This window comes from Devosia sp. FKR38, assembly GCF_005222805.1.
Taxonomy (GTDB): Bacteria; Pseudomonadota; Alphaproteobacteria; order Rhizobiales; family Devosiaceae; genus Devosia.
The window spans coordinates 193,424-211,148 of sequence record NZ_STGC01000002.1 but is presented as its reverse complement, the minus strand read 5'-3'; the positions used below and the strand labels follow the sequence as shown (position 1 = coordinate 211,148).

Annotated in this window: 17 protein-coding genes; 8 read left to right on the top strand and 9 right to left on the bottom strand. The window is 63.0% G+C overall.

Translation table 11 applies throughout. The features are described 5' to 3' along the window. Positions 1-82 precede the first annotated feature (82 nt). Genes E8M79_RS00955 through ugpC form a run of 3 tightly spaced genes read left to right on the top strand, consistent with a single transcriptional unit; the run spans position 83 to position 2,941 of the window. Positions 83-1,018, top strand: a complete 936-nt coding sequence (locus E8M79_RS00955; RefSeq protein ID WP_137150057.1) for a sugar ABC transporter permease — start codon at positions 83-85, stop codon at positions 1,016-1,018. Then, positions 1,015-1,839 carry a carbohydrate ABC transporter permease gene (locus E8M79_RS00950; protein ID WP_137150056.1) on the top strand — a complete coding sequence of 275 codons (825 nt, stop codon included), beginning with the start codon at positions 1,015-1,017 and terminating at the stop codon, positions 1,837-1,839. Before E8M79_RS00955 ends, E8M79_RS00950 begins: the two co-directional genes overlap by 4 nt. 16 nt (positions 1,840-1,855) lie before the next feature. Beyond that, positions 1,856-2,941, top strand: coding sequence for a sn-glycerol-3-phosphate ABC transporter ATP-binding protein UgpC (gene ugpC / locus E8M79_RS00945; protein WP_137150055.1), 1,086 nt, complete (start codon positions 1,856-1,858; stop codon positions 2,939-2,941). Between the two features lie 22 nt (positions 2,942-2,963). Here ugpC and E8M79_RS00940 read toward each other — a convergent pair whose 3' ends face one another. From E8M79_RS00940 to E8M79_RS00920, 5 genes are all read right to left on the bottom strand, one after another. Next, entirely contained in the window at positions 2,964-4,844 is a 1,881-nt protein-coding gene (locus E8M79_RS00940) for a VCBS repeat-containing protein (protein ID WP_137150054.1), read from the bottom strand. Positions 4,845-5,499: 655 nt separating this feature from the next. Next, a complete protein-coding gene (locus E8M79_RS00935) occupies positions 5,500-5,751 on the bottom strand; it encodes a hypothetical protein (protein ID WP_137150053.1) in 252 nt (83 codons plus the stop codon). After that, complete coding sequence (locus E8M79_RS00930; protein ID WP_137150052.1) at positions 5,748-6,044, bottom strand: hypothetical protein; 297 nt, start codon at positions 6,042-6,044, stop codon at positions 5,748-5,750. Before E8M79_RS00930 ends, E8M79_RS00935 begins: the two co-directional genes overlap by 4 nt. Before the next feature lie 111 nt (positions 6,045-6,155). Further along, positions 6,156-6,362, bottom strand: a complete 207-nt coding sequence (locus E8M79_RS00925) for a cold-shock protein (RefSeq protein ID WP_137150051.1) — start codon at positions 6,360-6,362, stop codon at positions 6,156-6,158. Positions 6,363-6,712: 350 nt separating this feature from the next. Continuing rightward, positions 6,713-7,600: an MBL fold metallo-hydrolase gene (locus E8M79_RS00920; RefSeq protein WP_137150050.1), complete on the bottom strand. Its 888-nt coding sequence runs from the start codon at positions 7,598-7,600 to the stop codon at positions 6,713-6,715. Positions 7,601-7,739: 139 nt separating this feature from the next. Here E8M79_RS00920 and E8M79_RS00915 point away from each other — a divergent pair, with 139 nt between their 5' ends. After that, positions 7,740-8,129, top strand: a complete 390-nt coding sequence (locus tag E8M79_RS00915) for a helix-turn-helix domain-containing protein (protein WP_137150049.1) — start codon at positions 7,740-7,742, stop codon at positions 8,127-8,129. 56 nt (positions 8,130-8,185) lie between these two features. Here the strand turns inward: E8M79_RS00915 and E8M79_RS00910 are convergent, their stop codons facing one another. After that, positions 8,186-9,265 (bottom strand): ABC transporter ATP-binding protein, encoded by a 1,080-nt coding sequence (locus E8M79_RS00910; RefSeq protein WP_137150048.1) that lies wholly within the window; start codon positions 9,263-9,265, stop codon positions 8,186-8,188. 375 nt (positions 9,266-9,640) lie between these two features. On the opposite strand from E8M79_RS00910, the gene E8M79_RS00905 reads away from it, so the two are divergent. The 4 genes from E8M79_RS00905 to E8M79_RS00890 all read left to right on the top strand — a co-directional run bounded on the left by E8M79_RS00905 (position 9,641) and on the right by E8M79_RS00890 (position 13,804). Next, complete coding sequence (locus tag E8M79_RS00905; RefSeq protein ID WP_137150047.1) at positions 9,641-10,897, top strand: extracellular solute-binding protein; 1,257 nt, start codon at positions 9,641-9,643, stop codon at positions 10,895-10,897. A gap of 71 nt (positions 10,898-10,968) precedes the next feature. Beyond that, a complete protein-coding gene (locus E8M79_RS00900; RefSeq protein WP_137150046.1) occupies positions 10,969-11,901 on the top strand; it encodes a sugar ABC transporter permease in 933 nt (310 codons plus the stop codon). Further along, positions 11,901-12,743 (top strand): carbohydrate ABC transporter permease, encoded by an 843-nt coding sequence (locus tag E8M79_RS00895; RefSeq protein WP_137150045.1) that lies wholly within the window; start codon positions 11,901-11,903, stop codon positions 12,741-12,743. Before E8M79_RS00900 ends, E8M79_RS00895 begins: the two co-directional genes overlap by 1 nt. Before the next feature lie 71 nt (positions 12,744-12,814). Next, on the top strand, positions 12,815-13,804 hold the full coding sequence (locus E8M79_RS00890; protein ID WP_137150044.1) for an oxidoreductase: 990 nt from the start codon (positions 12,815-12,817) through the stop codon (positions 13,802-13,804). On the opposite strand, the gene E8M79_RS00885 is transcribed toward E8M79_RS00890, so the two are convergent. The 3 genes from E8M79_RS00885 to E8M79_RS00875 form a co-directional block, all read right to left on the bottom strand. Next, complete coding sequence (locus E8M79_RS00885; RefSeq protein WP_137150043.1) at positions 13,801-15,675, bottom strand: ABC transporter ATP-binding protein; 1,875 nt, start codon at positions 15,673-15,675, stop codon at positions 13,801-13,803. The two genes, E8M79_RS00890 and E8M79_RS00885, sit on opposite strands and share 4 nt — an antisense overlap. 171 nt (positions 15,676-15,846) lie before the next feature. Further along, a complete protein-coding gene (locus E8M79_RS00880; RefSeq protein ID WP_137150042.1) occupies positions 15,847-16,836 on the bottom strand; it encodes an aldo/keto reductase in 990 nt (329 codons plus the stop codon). Positions 16,837-16,987: 151 nt separating this feature from the next. Continuing rightward, positions 16,988-17,689 (bottom strand): pyrimidine 5'-nucleotidase, encoded by a 702-nt coding sequence (locus E8M79_RS00875; protein WP_137150041.1) that lies wholly within the window; start codon positions 17,687-17,689, stop codon positions 16,988-16,990. Positions 17,690-17,725: the final 36 nt, after the last annotated feature.

Here is a 17,725-nt window from a genome sequence, read left to right as displayed (position 1 = left end):
GTAAAGTCCCCAAAGACCCGCCGCCTGTAACGCAGTCGTCGATGCGCCTTCATCCTCCAAGTCTGATCGGCCGGAATGAACCATGAGTGAAACCACACAGTCCGTTCCGGACGCTTCCAAGCCCGCCTTGCGCCGTCCTCCCTCCCGCGGACGGCGCAAGGCGCGCCTGATTGCCTGGGCCTTTGTCGCCCCGGCAGCCATTGCCTATGCCGCCTTCGTGCTCGTGCCGCTGTGCATGAGCGTCTATTATTCCTTCCTGCGCTGGGACGGCATCGGCAAGGCCCGCTTCCATGGCCTGACCAATTACATCACCGTGCTCACCGATTCCGATCTGCTGCAGATCATCGGCAATGCCTTCCAGCTGGTGATCTATTTTTCGCTGATCCCGGTCGGCCTGGGCCTGGCCGTGGCCTCGGCCATTCGCAGCCACATGGCCGGCCGCTTCGGCACCATGACGCGCACAGTGCTGTTCCTGCCCCAGGTCATCCCCCTGGTCGCCGCCGGCATCGCCTGGAGCTGGATGTTCGCCTCCTCGGGCCTGGTCAACCAGACTCTGAAAGCCATCGGCCTCAGCGACTGGGCGCGCGGCTGGCTGGGCGATTTCGTCTGGGCCCTGCCGGCTGTGGGCGTCATCGGCGCCTGGGTGCAGCTTGGCCTCTGCACCATGCTGCTGGTGACCGGCATCACCAAGATCGACCCCAGCCTCTATGAAGCGGCGCGGCTCGACGGCGCCCGCGCCTGGCATGAATTCCGCTACATCACCCTGCCGGGCCTGCGCCAGGAAATCGGCGTCTGCATCACCGTCACGGTGATCGCCGCGCTCGCCAGTTTTGACATCGTCTATATTTCCACCCAGGGCGGCCCGGGCATCACCACCACCGTGCCGGGTCTGGAAATCTATCGCCTGGCCTTTGCCCACCGCCAGGTCGGCCTCGCCTCCGCGCTCGCCATCGTGCTGATGCTGCTGGTGCTGATTTCCATTGCCCCGGTGCAATGGCTGACGCGGGACAAGAAATGAAGATCGCTACCCCCAATACAATGCTCGCCCGCGGGCTGATCGTCCTGCTCATGGTGGTGACGCTGCTGCCGTTCCTGAGCATGCTCTCGGCCGCCTTGGCGCCGCAGGGCACCTATCCCAATGGCTTGCAATGGCCCGCCGATCCACAATGGGGCAATTTCATCAAGGCGTTTGAAGTCGCCAAGATGGACCAGTTGCTGCTCTCAAGCGTGCTGATCGTTCTGGGCGTGGTGCCCATCTCGGTAGCGATCGCTACCATGGCCGGCTATGGTCTCGCCAAGCTGACCAGCGCCAAATACAAATGGATCTATCTGGTCTTCGTCTTCGGCCTGACGCTGCCCTTTGAGGCGGTGATCACCCCGCTCTACTACGAAGTGCGGGCGCTCGGCCTGCTCAACACGCGCTTTGCAATCATCCTGCCGCTGATCGGGCTCTACATGCCCTTCGGCGTCTATTGGATGCGCGCGCATTTCCTCAATGTGCCGCTCGATCTCAGCGAGGCCGCCCAGCTCGATGGCGCCACGCGCTGGAAGGAATTCCTGCTCGTGCAGGTGCCCCTGGCGCGCCCGGCCATCATGTCGCTGTCGATCCTGCTGTTCCTGTGGACCTGGAACCAGTTCCTGCTGCCCGTGGTCTTGGTGCAGGACCCCATGCAGCGCACCATGGCGGGCGCCCTGGGCGCCTTCCAGGGCCAATGGGGCACCGATATTCCGCTGCTCTGCGCGGGGTCGCTGCTGATCCTGGCGCCGACCGTCCTGCTTTTCCTCATCTTCCAGCGCCAGTTCGTCGCCGCCCTCATGCAGGGCGCGGTGAAGGGCTAATCCGGAGACGTCCATCATGGCCGGCCTGACCCTGCGATCGGTTATCAAGAACTATGGCGAAGTGCCGGTGATCAAGGGCGTGGACCTTGATATCGAGCATGGCGAATTCGTCGTCTTCGTCGGCCCCTCGGGCTGCGGCAAATCCACTTTGCTGCGCATGATTGCCGGGCTCGAGGACATCACCGACGGCGAGATCAAGATCGGCGACCGCGTGGTCAACGATGTCGAGCCGCGCGACCGTGGCGTCGCCATGGTGTTCCAGAGCTATGCGCTTTATCCGCACATGAGTGTCTATGATAACGTCGGCTTCGGGCTCAAGCTCGCCGGCACGCCCAAGGATGTGCGCGACAAAAAGATCCGCGATGCAGCCAAGGTGCTGCAGATGGAGCATCTGCTCGACCGCCGCCCGGCCCAGCTCTCGGGTGGCCAGCGCCAGCGCGTCGCCATCGGCCGCGCCATCGTGCGCCAGCCCGACGTGTTCCTGTTCGACGAGCCGCTGAGCAATCTCGATGCGGCGCTGCGCGTTGACATGCGCATGGAACTGGCGCGGCTGCATCACGACCTCAACGCCACCATGATCTATGTGACGCATGACCAGGTCGAGGCCATGACCCTGGCCGACAAGATCGTGGTACTCAATGCCGGCGTGGTGCAGCAGGTGGGCTCCCCGCTCGACCTCTACAATACCCCGGCCAATCTGTTCGTCGCCGGCTTCATCGGCTCGCCGCGTATGAACCTGATTGCCGGCACGCTGGCCGAGGTGGCCAATGATCGGCTGCGCATCGTGGCGGGGGCGTCGTCCTTCTGGCTGGCGGCCAGCGGCCACCATCTGAACGCGGGCGAGCAGATCACCCTGGGCATTCGCCCGCATGCGCTAACGGTTGATCCCGCCGGCAGCCTCACGGGCATCGTGCAACTGGTCGAGCAGCTGGGTAATGAAACCGTGATCCGCGTGCACCTGGCCGGCGGCACCGACGTCACCGCCGTGTTGGCCGGGCAGGGTGCTTATGCCGTGGGCGCGCCAATTGCGCTGGGCTTCGATGCCGCTGCGGTGCATCTGTTTGGCGCCGACGGTCAACGCATTGCGGTGACCGCCGGCTAGATCTGCAAGTCAGGCCAATCAATCAGGCGATGAGCATGTCATTGCCCATATTGGTGCCGAAATCGGCTGAGACCAGGGCCTGGCCGTTGAGATTGCCAAAGGCTATGGCCGTGGCGGCAACAGCGCCGGAGAAGACGGTCATCGCCCCGGTGGACCCATTGGCAAACAGCAGGTCGGAATCGCCGTCGCCGTCATAGTCGCCGATGCTGCGCAGCGTTGTGCCCGAGGGCGCAAAGCCGACGTTGACATTGGCGCCGCTGTCGCCGTCCAGATAGCTCATCCAGCCGCTGGCGCGAGCAAACAGCATGTCGCTGCGCCCGTCATCGGTGAAATCGCCGACGCCGAGCAGCGTCTGGCCGGTTCGATAGCCCAGGTTCACATTGGCCCCGGTGGCGCCCTGGGCATAGCTCATCCAGCCGCTCGATGTGCTGCGGAACAGCAGGTCGTCCTTGCCGTCGCCGTCAAAGTCCCCGATGGCCAGCAGGTCCTGTCCGGACCGGAAGCCGACGTTCACATTGGCAAAATTGCCGCCCCGCACATAGGACAGCCAGCCGCTGCCGCTGCGGAACAGCATGTCGTCTTGGCCATCGCCATTGAAATCGCCCACGCCCACCAGCGTCTGGCCGCTGCGATAGCCCAGATTCACGCCGGTGGTGGCGCCCTCCAGGATGGAATACCAGCCCGAGGCATCGGTGCGGAACAGCAGGTCATCCCGCCCATTGCCATTGAAGTCGCCAACCGCCAGCAGGGTTTGCCCGCTGCGGAATCCGATATTGGTGTTCACGCCTGCGGAGTCGATGCGACCATACCAACCACCGCTGGTGCGATAGAGCACGTCGTCGGTGAAGTCCGCCGAGAAATTGCCGATGGCCACCTGGCTGACCGCACCTACGCTGCCCAGCGTGGTAACCGCCGCGCCGCCGTCGAGTTCCTGGTAGCGGAATGTGCCCGTGCCGGTGTTGAGCAGCAGAAGATCATCGCCCGCCCAGCGCCCGAAACTGACAAACTCCTCGGTGGCGATCACCGCATCGCCAAAGACCAGGAATTCAGCCTCGTTGATGTGGTCGGCGTCGCCCGTGGCCAAATGCGTGATGCGCCCCAGCGCCAGGTCGATGCTGAAACTGGCGCGGCTTTCGCTGTAGCGGACGAAGTCGATGCCCTTGCCCATATTGGCCGTATCATTGCCGGCGCCGGGCTGAAACTCGCTCCAGCTATCACCGCCAATGAACAGGTCGCCTTGGGCCGTCCCCACGACGATATCGATATTGTCCACCGTGTCGGCATCGCCGAACGTGTCAATGATGATGCCTACAGCCAGATTGGCGAGGATGCCGCCCGGCCCGCCCTCACTGGCGTAATAGGCGACATCGAGCGCATTGTTCGACGTGCTGCCGATGAAGTGGTCCGCGCCAGCCAGCCCGATATAGACATTCTGGCCCCAGCGTCCGGTCAGTTCGTCGTCATACATGCTGCCGACCAGCAGGTCATTGCCGTCGGGCGCCGAATAGCTGACGCCGCCGGTCGCCGAGTTGGCATAGAAATCAACGTCAAAGCTCTGAATGAATTGGTTGAACAGCGTGAAATCGCCAGCCGATACCTGTTGCAGTGCCGGTAGCATGGACGAGAAGAGTATTGGCTCACTCAGCGATGCGGAGACAACGGCCTGATTGTTCTGCACCACATAGATGGTTGCCACATTGCCGTCCGGCATGCCGCCGGGACCTGAAGGCGCATAGTTCAGAACACGGATGGCGAGGGCTAGCCCCTGCGCATTGTTGAAGTAGATGTAGCCTTCGCCCCCAGTCGTGCCGCTGGAGCTGGAATAGCTCAGTCCGGCCAGTACGGCGTCGACGATGTCGCTGGTGTCGCCGCCAATAAACTGAACGATTGTCATTCTGCTCATGTGGTCCCCCTGGCCATGATTAGAAGTCACGCAGCCCCAAACAATTGTTGTTGGTCAGCCTGAACAGTAACGTTGCCCGGCAATCGGCTCGCGTCAACAATAGTTTGTTAATCATCTGCTATGCGCGGCCGCGAGCGCGTGTCCGGAGGGCGGAGGGGCGGCCGCAGCGTCTATTCACCGGCCTTGTAATAGATCCGGGCGAAACGCTCGATAGTAGGGCTGGTCTGCTGTTGCACCAGGGCACGCAGCACAACGTTCTCGGGGGGTGGAAGCTTTGTCTCTCGCCCCTGCCGCCGCAGCAACGACCACAACTTTCGCAACATAGTCTTCTCCGCCTGCAATCGCATTTATGCAGACGATACGGCCGCGGGCAATAGAAACAAGACCATAGATCAGTATAGTTTGTCAGTTGACTGAGCATAAATCGTTGATTGATAATCAAGATTCAAATCGATGCGGGTTCTGGAGTTGCATTGATTCATTGATTATCATCCGAATTGGCATCAATAGGCTCACCGGAATCCACGGTATCGCAGAAGGATTGGGGTGCTGTCGCGATGACTGCGGAATCCGGATACGAAAATGCCGGCCCCGAGGGACCGGCAGATGCATATTTGCGGCAGGGCGGGCGGCAGGCCGATCGGCCCGGCGAGCGTCAGGCGTCGGCGGCGTTGCGCGGCAGCGGATAGGCCTCGTCGGCATAGAGCTTGCGGATGTCGTCGCCATCAAAGCGCGCTTCGTTGACTTCGAGCACCGTGCCGGCCAGGCCGGCCTCGGGTAGCTCTTCCATGCAGAAGCGGATGGCTTCGGCGGCCTTGGGAAAGCGGCGGTACTGCGTCTGCTGCGATTTCGCGTAGCGGCGGCTGGGAAACAGCTCAGCGCTGGCGTTGTAGTTGAAGGCGCTCATATCAACTCCTGTGCGGCATGGGCCCGCACGCGGGCCGGGGACGGCTTGTGCAGCTTCTTGCGGGGCAACGGATAGCTCGGGCTGCGATAGAGCCAGATCATCGCGTCATTGCTGTGGCGCTGGCCGGCGACCATCAGGCTTGCGCCTTTCAGGCTGACCGGAGCGGCTTCTTCCAGGGCGAAGCGGATGGCCTGGGCGGCAGTGCGAAAGGCCTTGGGGCCCTGCGCGGCGGCGGTATGCCAGTCGCTGCCGAGATAGAGCTCGGCAGGCGCCTGGAAATCAAACTGTGTCATTGTCTCTCTGTCGGTCCGTCCTGGGACGGGACCATTTCTATGTTGGGGCCTCGACCGCAACTGCGGGAGGCGGCGGGGGCGGCTGGTTGAGCCACCCCGGCCCGGATTAGCCTAGAGCAGCGTCAGGTTCGTGGCCGAGAGCTTGCCGTCGCGGCCAGTCTCGAGCTCGTAGGAAACCTTGTCGCCTTCATACAGGCCATTCAGGCCCGAACGCTCGACGGCGGAAATGTGGACGAACGCGTCCTTGTCGCCGCCTTCGGGCGAGATAAAGCCGAAGCCCTTGGTGGTATTGAAGAATTTTACGGTGCCGTTGATCATGGCTGAAGTCTTTCCTTGGCGGACGCGTCATCGGCAAGACCAATGGCGTCGCTTTCCGTCCAGCACCATGCTGGTCGGATCTAACACGCTCGCAAAAATCAGGAAGAAGCCAGAAATCCGGTAACCCGGCGATCGGACAGCTATCATGCGCTGAAACGTATGGTGCCTATATAGGCCGTCCGGCCGACAATAACAAGGCTTGGTGCCCGGAGGGAGCCGATGGGGCCCGCGCGAGCCGGTCGAGACGGCCCCGCTTTGTCCGGTTTCGGCGCACCATGGGCCCGTCTACACCCCAGGCATGGGTGGCTAAAGCAATAGCCACCCATGCCTGTTGCTCGCGCTGCGATGGCTCACTTCGGATAGATTGCCGCCACGCTGCGATCCACTGCAGAGGCAAAGCCGAGGTCCTGCGCGCCGTCCAGCAGGGCGGCCTTGAGTGACTCGGCGCTCGTCGTTTCGGCCAGGGCCTTTTCCCAGCGCGTGAGATAGGCGCGGGACGCGTCAAAGACCGCAGTGCCGCCGACACTGCCGGCCTTGCGGTGGCCCGGAATGATGGTCTTGGCGCCCAGGGCCTCCAGCGTATCGATACTGCTGCGCCACAGGGCGATCCGCTCGGCCGTGGTGTTCTCTTCCATCCACAGATGGGTGTCGATATAGGCCACGTCCGAGGTGATCAGCGTATCGAGCGCCGCAATATAGAGCGGGGTGATCAGGTCGGTGTCGCCGTGCATCGGCCCCAGCACGTCGATGCGGTTGCCATCGAGCAGCAGGTGGTCGTCCTCAAGCGCTTCGGGGATAACGAAGCGATCGGCAAACATGCCCGCCGGCGCGCCACCGGCAATCCGCTGCCAGATCGGCTCGACTGTCTGCGCCAGCTGCCCCTGCACGTCCTTGTGCGCGACGGCCCGGGCGCCGGGGAAGCGATCGAGTAGGATCGGCAGGCCCAGAATGTGGTCGGGGTGGTAGTGGGTGATCAGGATGGTCTGCACCGACCGGCCGGTGGCGGCGATGAGATCGGCCAGCGCTGTGGCGTTCTCGGTGGTGAACTGGGCATCGATCACCACGGCTTCCGTCTCGCCCAGGATCACAGTGCTGTCGACCAGAAGGCCGGCTTCGTCGGCGGTGAAGAGTTCCGTGCCGGCGGTCTCTGCGGCATGGGTGAGGCCGGGCGCCAGCAGGCTCATGACGCCCGTTGCGGCTGCTGCCTTCAGGACGGTTCTGCGGTTCAAGATTTCCATTGTGGTCTCCTTTGTAAAGCTGGTATCTTTTGGATACCGTGATTACATAACCACTCGCGAACACGTCCGGAAGACGGCACGTTTTCGTAACCACCTCAAACCGGTTGCCACCGGCAACACGACTGTCTCTGGAGGCAAGATGGCAAGACTGCACACTGTTCCAAGCGCACCCCTGGTGCCGGAAACCTGTCCCGTCCGGCAGGTGCTCGACGGCATCGGCGACAAATGGTCAATCCTGGTGCTGACCGCCCTGCACGTCTCCTCGCGCCGCTTCTCCGAGCTGCGCCGGGATATTCCGGATGTGTCGCAAAAGATGCTGACCTATACCCTGCGCAAGCTCGAGCGGGACGGGCTGCTCGAACGCATCGTCACCCCGACCACGCCGCCGCGCGTCGACTACAGACTGCTCCCCATGGGGGAGACACTGTTCGAGGGTTTGTCGTTTCTGGCCTCTTGGGCGACCGTCAACCGGCCCGGCATTGACGCGGCCCGGTCCGCCTTTGATAGCCGCCCCCGCGACGATGCCTGAAGTCCGCCGCGCCGCCTGATAGGCGCCGCGAGCCATGGGCCTGTGCCAGGCCGATATCAGAGCCGCGCGCCGGCCGTGTCAAAGGCCAGGCATGCCGCCGGATCGATGCCGATGGTGATCTCCGAGCCCGCCGGAATGCGCGAATGGCCCTTCTGCTGGATGGTGATCTTGGCATCGTTCCGGCCGGTGGCATAGACATAGGATACCCCGCCCAGTTGCTCGACCACCTGGGCGGAGGCCGTGAGGCTTGTGGCGCTCTCGTCGACGAAATGCTCGGGGCGGATGCCGATGGTGACCGTGTCGCCCGGCTTGGCGCTATTGCCGCGCAGACGCACGGCAATGGTGCTGCCCTCAAAGTCCTGAGTCTTGATCTCGGCGGTCTGCCCGGCGACGCTGACAATCTGCCCGGCCAGGAAATTCATGCGCGGCGACCCGATGAAGCCGGCCACGAACAGATTGTCCGGCTCGTCATAGAGTTCGATGGGGCTGCCCTGCTGCTCGATGCGGCCATCGCGCAGCACCACGATCTTGTCGGCCAGAGTCATGGCCTCGACCTGGTCATGGGTGACATAGACCATGGTAGCGCCCAGCTCCTGATGCAGCTTGGCGATCTCGATGCGCATCTGCACGCGCAGCTCGGCGTCCAGGTTCGACAGCGGCTCGTCAAACAGGAAGGCCTTGGGCTGGCGCACAATGGCGCGGCCGATGGCGACGCGCTGGCGCTGCCCGCCCGAGAGCTGGCGCGGCTTGCGATCCATCAGCGGCGCCAGTTCGAGCACGCGTGCCGCATCGGCGACGCGCGCCGCCACCTGGTCCTTGGGCATGCCGCCCATGCGCAGGCCAAAGCCCAGGTTCTGCTCCACCGTCATATGCGGATAAAGCGCATAGCTCTGGAACACCATGGCGACCCCGCGCTCGGAGGGGTCGAAATCGGTGACGTCCTCGCCTCCGATCAGCACTGAGCCGGCGCTGGGCTCTTCCAGGCCCGATATGGTGCGCAGCAGGGTGGATTTGCCACAGCCTGATGGCCCGACAAACACCACAAAGGATCCATCGGGAATATCGAGATTGATGTCATGCAAGACCGGCACGACGCCGAAGCTCTTGGTGATGCCGCGCAGTTTGAGCTCAGCCATGCTGTTCCTATCCTCCTCGTTTCGGCGCCGGGGACGGTCTTTGCCATCCGCCAGGCCCGCCATGTCCCGTGGGCACATGGTCCGTCTTATTTAGTTGGTCATCAGTATTAAAACGCAAGCCGTTTTGAGCATGATCGGCGCAATGCTGCGGCGGCAAATGCGTGAAACACCTGCCAGTCCACAAGAAAACACGTTAACCACTTCGGTCAGTCCTGCTGACCATTCCCTGAGGCACGTTCCTCTTGTATATCTTTTACGGAATGCGTAGAAAGTATCAAGCGGGGATTGTGCCAGAGGGCGCACGGGCCCCGCCGCAGCCGGGAAGGTCCATAAAAGGCGCCTCGGGAGCTGTCGTGAGGACATGAGGAGAAACCTATGAAGCGTCTTGCGCTCGTCGCAATGCTGGGGCTGGCGGCTGCCATGCCGGTCCAGGCCCAGACCGTTGTCAAACATTTGCACATCACGTCCATCCCGGCCGAGGTGGAGCTGATGAACAGCATCGCTGCCGATTTCATGGCAGCCAATCCCGATATCAAGGTCGAACTGCCGTTCCTGGAAAACGAGGCTTTCAAGGCCAAGCTGACGACGCTGTTGCAGTCGGCTGATGCGCCCGACGTCTTCCACTCCTGGGGTGGCGGCGTGTTCTATGAGCAGGCGGCGGCTGGCGTGCTGCGCCCGGTCGAGGACGTGCTCAGCGATGAGGCCAAGGCCAATGTCGGCACCGCCGGCGTCTCGGCCTTCACCGCGCCGGACGGCCATATGTATGGCGTCGCCCGCGACGTCAGCGAGGTCGTCCTCTGGTACAACAAGACCCTGTTCACCCAAGCCGGTGTCGACCCGGCCAGCATGGGCACCTGGGATGGTTTCCTGGCCGGCGTGCAGAAGTTCAAAGATGCCGGCATCACCCCGATCGCCATTGGCGCCAAGGACAAGTGGCCAGCGCACTTCTGGTGGTCAAAGCTGGTGGTTCGCCTGGCCGGCAAGGACGGCTTTGAAGCCGCTGCTCGCGGCGAAGGCGACGGCTTTGCCGGCGAGGACTTCGTCAAGGCTGGCGAATACTTCCTGCAGCTGTCCGAACTCGAACCCTGGCAGGAAGGCTTCCTGGCGGCCAGCTATGGCGATGCCTCGGGCCTGTTTGGCGATGGCAAGGCCGCCATGCACCTGATGGGCGACTGGGACTACGGCGCCATGAAGGACAATTCGGCCGACAAGGACGGTATTCCTGATGACGAGCTGGGCATCCTGCCCTTCCCGACCATCGAAGGCGGCAAGGGCGACCCCACCGACACGCTCGGTGGCCTGGGCGGTGTGCTGTTCTCCAAGAATGCCTCCGACGCGGCCGTCAAGTGGATCGAGTTCTTCAACTCGACCGAGAACCAGGCCAAATATGCCAAGGACGCCTATTACATCCCGATCGCCAAGGGCGCGGCCGATGTGATGACCAACCCCTTCAAGGTGCAGATCGGCCAGAACATCTCGGGTGCCCATTGGCACGCCCTGTTCTTCGATCAGGCCCTGGGCCCCAATGTGGGTGGCGTGGTCAATGACATCTCCGCCGAGCTGGCTGGCAACTCCATGAGTGCCCAGGAGGCCGCCGAGATGATCAAGGAAGCCGTGGACGACTCGCTCTAGGTCGCCATGTCCACAGTCGGCGGGTGTCACCCTTTCACCCGCCGACTGCATATTCGGGGAGTATTACGGCCATGGCCAGCCTTGCCACCAGCATCGATCTCGGCGCCACCGCGGGATCGCGCAAGCGCCGCTTTATCGAGCGCAACAGCCTGCCGGCGCTGCTGCTGTTCCTGCCGCCCGCGCTGATCCTGTTCACGCTGTTCGTCGTGCTGCCCATGGTGGATGCGGCCACCTTCTCGTTCTTTGACTGGAACGGCTATGGCCCGATCACCGATTTCGTCGGCTTTGAAAACTATGCCGATGTGCTGACCCATCGCAATTTCGGCACCGCCGTGCGCAACAGCCTGATCGTTGTGGTGGTGTCATTGGTGGTGCAACTGCCGCTGGCCATGTGGTGCGCCATCGCGCTGGCCGAACGCGGCGTGCATATCAACGTGCTGCGCACGCTGTTCTTTCTGCCCTTCATGCTGGCCGAAGTGGCCGCCGGCCTGATCTGGAACTTCGTCTATGACGGCAATTATGGCCTGCTGCCGGCCATTGGCGATGCCATTGGCGTCGACATGCCCTTTGTGCTGGGCGACAAATTCTGGGTCATTCCGGCCATCATGCTGGTGATCACCTGGAAGTATTTCGGCTTCCACATGATGATCTTCATCGCCGGGCTGCAGTCCATTCCCAGCGAAGTGATCGAGGCGGCGCGGCTCGACGGCGTCAAGCGCTGGCAGATCGTGCGCCACATCAAGATCCCCATGATCCGCTCGGCCATCGTCATCTCGGTATTCTTTGCCATCACCGGCGCGCTGCAGCTGTTCGATCTGATCATCCCGCTGTCCAATGGGGGCCCCAGCCACTCCAGCCACACCATCGTCACCTTCCTCTACCAGTTCGGCATCCTCCGCATGAAACTGGGCTTTGGCGGCGCGATCAGCGTGATCCTGTTCATCGCCTGCGTGATCGTGGCGCTGGCCTATCGACGCATTCTCTTCAAGGTGGAGCAGAACTGATGGCCACATCGTCCCGCAAGCGCCAGCCCGTCACCACGCCTATCCAGTGGCTCACCCTTTTGGTGGTGGCGCTGTTCGTCATCGTGCCCTTCTACACCACCGCGCTGGGCGGCTTCAAAGAGATCGGCGAATTGCGCGTCAATCCCTTTGGCCTGCCTGCCAGCTGGGACCCCATCCGCTTTGTCGAAATCATGGGCGGGCCGCGCTACTTCGCCTCGCTGTGGAACTCGCTGCTGATCGCCGGCGGCACCGTGCTGCTCTCGACGCTTGTGGCCTCGATGACGGCGTTCGCTCTGGCCCATATCAAGTTCTTCGGCAGCAAGTTCATCCTGGGCTATCTGATGCTGGGCCTGCTGTTCCCCTCGGCCACCGGCATCCTGCCGCTGTTCATCAAGATGCGCGACCTGGGCATGCTCGATAGCCACTGGGGCATCATCGTGGTCCAGGTGGCCTTCAGCGTGTCCTTCTCGGTGCTGCTGTTCCACAATTTCTTCAAGGAACTGCCCAAGGAGCTGATCGACGCCGCGCGCATGGACAACTGCGGCTACATCAAGATCTTCTGGTACATCACGCTGCCGCTGAGCCTGCCGATCATCGCCACCGTGGGCGTGTTCAACTTCGTGGGCAGCTGGAACAGCTTCCTCTTGCCGCTGATCGTGCTCAACTCCGAGGACAAATACACCTGGCCGCTCGGCATCATGCAGTTCAAGGGCCAGTTCGGCTCGGACTGGCCGCGCATTCTGGCCTTCCTGACGCTGTCCATCATGCCGGCAATCGCCTTCTTCCTCTTGGCCCAGCGCTACATCATTTCCGGCCTCACCGGCGGCGCCGTCAAAGGCTAGCCACACGGTTGGAAAGCGCGCCGGTTCGGGGCACACTGCCGTCCAAAGCAAGACGGACGGGAGGACGCTTCATGACATTTCGCGCGCTGGTGACCAAACGCGACGCCGAGGGCAAGGTCAGCTCGGCGGTCGAGACGCTGGACGATGATCGCCTGCCCGTGGGCAGTGTTACTGTGGACATCGCCTGGGCCGGGCTCAACTACAAGGACGGGCTCTGCGTCACCGGCGCCGGCGGGCTGGTGCGCAGCTATCCCCATGTCGCCGGCATCGATTTTGCCGGCACTGTGCGCGACAGCGCCGACCCGCGCTATACGGCTGGCCAGCCCGTGGTGCTGACCGGCTGGCGTGTGGGCGAGGCCCATTGGGGCGGCTTTGCCGAGCGCGCCCGTGTCGACGCCGATTGGCTGGTGCCGCTGCCCGAGGGGCTGAGCCTGCGCGACGCCATGATCGTGGGCACCGCCGGGCTCACCGCCATGCTGGCCATCAATGCGCTTGAAGCCCATGGCGTAACGCCGGCTTCGGGCGAAGTGCTGGTCACCGGCGCGGCCGGCGGCGTCGGCTCGATCGCCACCGCCATGCTGGCGCGGCTCGGCTATGGCGTGGTGGCGCTGTCCGGCCGCCCGCAGCAGGCCGAGGCGCTCAAGATGCTGGGCGCCACCAGCGTTCTTGACCGCGCCGAATTCCTCGCCCAGCCCGACAAGCCGCTGGAATCGGCGCGCTGGGCCGGAGTCGTCGACTGCGTCGGCGGGCCAGTGTTGGGCAAGCTCTTGCGCCAGGTGAAATATGGTGGCGCGGTCGCGGCGCTCGGCAATGCCGGCGGCATCGGGCTTGAAACCAATGTTCTGCCCTTCATCCTGCGCGGCGTGACCCTGATCGGCATCGACAGCGTCATGCAGCCTTTTGCAGCGCGCATCGCCGCCTGGGACCGTGTGGCCACAACCTTCGATATCGCCGCCTATGGCAACATGGTGCGCGAGATCGGGCTCGAGGATGTGTCGGCAGCGGCGGCCGAGATTCTGGCGGGGCAGGTGGCGGGGCGGACGCTGGTGCGCCCGCGCTAGCGATAGCCCGCGGCTTGCAGCTCGAACAGTTCAGCATAGCGGCCGCGCTGGGCCAAAAGCTCTTCGTGCGAGCCGGATTCGAGAATGCCACCATGCTCGAGCACCAGAATCCGGTCGGCCATGCGCACGGTCGAGAAGCGGTGTGAGATGATGACCGCGGTCTTGCCGGAGGCCAGGCTCTTGAAGCGCGAGAACACTTCCGCCTCGGCCTTGGCATCGAGCGCTGCGGTGGGTTCATCCAGGATGATCAGCCCCGCATCGCGCATATAGGCGCGGGCGATGGCCACCTTCTGCCATTCGCCGCCGCTGAGATCGCGCCCCTTGTTGAAGAGCCGGCCTAGCGGCTGGTCATAGCCCTTGGGCAGCTTGGCGATCACCGCATCGGCCAGGCTCCGCTCGGCTGCGTCGCCAATGCGCGCCATGTCATGCTGTTCCTCGACGCGACCGACGCCGATATTCTCGCGGGCCGACAGGCTATAGCGGATGAAATCCTGAAAGATCACGCCGATATGGGCGTGGATATCGGCGATGGCGAAGGCCCTGAGGTCAGTGCCATCGATGGTGATGCGCCCCTCGTCGGGGTCATAAAGTCGGGTCAGCAGCTTGACGATGGTGGTCTTGCCCGCGCCATTTTCGCCCACCAGCGCCAGGGTTTCGCCGGCGGTGAGGGTGAAGCTGAGATGCCGCAGCGCCCAGGTGTCAGTATCTGGATAGCGGAAGCCGACATCTTCGAACACGATGCCCCTGCCGATCGGCTCGGGGAAAGGGCGCGGCTGGGCCGGCGAGGTGATGTTGGGGGTGATCTCGAAGAACGAGAACAGATCATCGAGATACATCGACTGCCCGGCGATCTGGGTAAAGCCGAGCAGCAGCTTCTGGAACAATCCATTGAGCCGCAGGAACGAGCCCGAGAGAAAGGCCAGATCGCCAATGGTGAAATCGCCGGTGATGGTACGCCAGACGATAAAGCCATAGGCGCCATAATAGGTCAGCGTCGAAATGGCCGAGAACAGCGCGCCCCAGAACGAGCGCTGCAGGGCAATGCGGCGATTGTCCTGGAAGATGCGCTCGGCCAAGGTCTTGAAACGGGCGATGAGGAAATTGCCCAGGCCGAAGAGCTTGATCTCCTTGGCCGTCTCGGCGCTGGCACCGACCTGGCGGATATATTCGAGTTCGCGCCGCTCCGGCGTGCGCCAGCGGCTGACCATATAGGCCAGCGTATTGAAGCGCGCCTCGCCCCACACGGCAGGCACAAAGCTGAGCGGCAGCAGCAGGATCAACCAGGGGGCGTAGATGAACAGGCCCGCCGCCAGCGTCGCCACAGTGATCATGTCCTGCGCCTGGCCGAACATCTGGCTCAATAGGGCATTGCGCCCCGCCGCCTGGCGCCGGGCCCGCTCGAGCCGGTCCTGATATTCAGCTGATTCGAAATGCACCAGATCGAGGCGCGCCGCATGGGCCATCAACTCCACGCTGACAGTATTGGAATGCAGTTCCGCCAGCACGGAATCGACCAGGCCCGTGATGCGGTTGAGCAGATCCGAGCCCAGCACCAGCGCCAGCTCTGTTGCGAGCAGCAGCACGATGGGACCGAGCGCCCCGCTGGCCCACCAGGCGGCAAAATCGGGGCCGGGGGCGCTGAGCCCGGTGAGCCGCACCACCTCGTCCACGATCAGCTTGCCGACATAGAGCATGGCAATCGGCTGCAGCGAGGCGAGCAGGCGCAGCCCGATGCTGGCCGCGGTCAGCGGCGCACTCGTCCGCCAGATCTGCGCAATCAGGCGGCCAAGATGGCGCAGATTGTCGAGGCGCTGGCGGAAACTGGGAGGTTTTTCGGCAAGGGGCGGACGACGCCCGGGCAGGTCGGTCATGCCCCAATTGTAGCGCTGCGGCGCCCGGCGCGGAACTAAATTCGGTGTAAGATTGCCAACACATAAACCGGGCGCTTGGGCGGTTCGGCCGGCAAGCGCAGCCCGATGCGGGCCCCATCAGTGCCCTTGGAGTGTCCCTCCCCAAGAGGGGGGGAGGGACAGGCGCGAGTGTCAGTAGCGGTCGAAGGGCTTGGGCTTGTTGCCCATTATGGCTTCGATTTTCTCGATGACATCGGGCGTGAGCTTGTCCTTGGACTTGAGCGCCGAGAGATTGTCGGCCAGTTGCGCCTTCTTGGACGCCCCCAGGATCACCGTCGAGACATGCGGATTGCTCAGGCACCACAGCAGCGCCAGATGGTGGATCGGCAGGCCGACCTCCTTGGCCAGCACAGCGAGCTGCTTGATGGTTTCCAGCTTGGCCTTGCCGGCTTCGCTGGTCCATTCCTTCTTGAGCCACTCATAGCCGGGCAGGTTGAAGCGGCTATCGTCGGGAATGCCGTCGTTATATTTGCCGGTCAGGGCGCCCGAGGCGAGCGGCGACCAGATGGTGGTGCCCAGGCCCATCAGCTCATAGAGCGGCAGATAGTCATGCTCGACCTTTTCGCGCACGAACAGATTGTACTGCGGCTGCTCCATCACTGGCGGGCTGATCTTGAGATCCTTGGCCACGGCCCAGGCTTCGGTCAGCTGCTGCGCATTCCACTCCGAGGTACCCCAATAGAGGATCTTGCCCTGGGTGATCAGATTGTGCATGGCCCACACGGTTTCCTCGATGGGCGTATCGATGTCGGGGCGGTGGCAGAAATAGAGGTCGAGATAGTCCACCTGCAGGCGCTTGAGCGCGGCATGGCAGGCCTCGGTGACATGCTTGCGGCTCAGGCCCTTCTGCGTCGGCTTGCTTCCACCCCAGAACACCTTGGAGGAGACCGAAAAACTGTCGCGGCTCCAGCCGAGCTGCTTGAGCGCGGCGCCCATCAGGGCTTCCGATTCACCGGCCTCATAGCCCTCCGCATTGTCGAAGAAATTGACGCCTTCGTCATAGGCGAGACTCATCAGCGCGAGAGCCTCCTTCTGGTCCACCTGCTTAGAAAAGGTCACCCAGCTGCCAAGCGACAACTCGCTGACCTTGAGGCCGGTTTTGCCCAAGCGACGATATTCCATGACACTGTTCCTGTTGTTTTTGCGGCGCCAGGCCGCCAGATAAGCATCGGCATTCACCGATGAATATTATGGTTCATACGATTGCTTTGTGGCGCTGTAAAGTCAGGCCGACAGGGCATCGACGGTCCGAACAGACCGTGTGGCGCGACGCCTAGGGGCGCTCGCGCAGGAAGCGGGCGAGATCGTCGGTGACGTGATGCACATGCGGGCCAGAGGCGCGGCCCAATTCCCAGGCTTCCACCTGCTCATGGGCAAAGTCCGGACCGGCCACCACCTGCACGGTGGCCATGCCGACCTCGTGGGGCACGACCAGGTTCTTTTCCAGATCGTCGAACATCACCGCCTTGGCCGGATCGATGTCGTGGCGGGCAAAGAATCCGTCATAGGCCGCCTTGTGCGGCTTGGGCACGAAGGTCATGGCGCGAATATCATGCACATGCTCGAACAGGTCCGCGCCGCCCAGCTTGGCCAGCACGGCGCGGGCATGGCCGGTATCGCCATTGGTGAGGATGAACTTGCGGCCCGGCAACTCGCGGATGACCTGCACGAGATCAGGATGTGGGGCGACCGGCGAATAGTCGATGGCGTGCACCGTTTCCAGGAAATGGTCGGGATCGACCTTGTGCTGGTGCATCAGCCCGTTCAGCGTGGTGCCGAAGTCGCGGTAATAGGTCTTCTGCAGGTCGCGCGCCTCCTCGAAGGCCAACTGCGTCAGGCCCATCACATAATGGGTGATGCGCACATCGATCTGCGCGAACAAATTGCAGCTGCGCGGATAAAGCGTGTTGTCGAGGTCAAACACCCAGTCGGTGACATGGCTGAGGCTGGGGCGGCTGGGCGAGAGAGCGTTCATGGCCCCACTCTAGCGCAGATTTGGTGAATATTCACC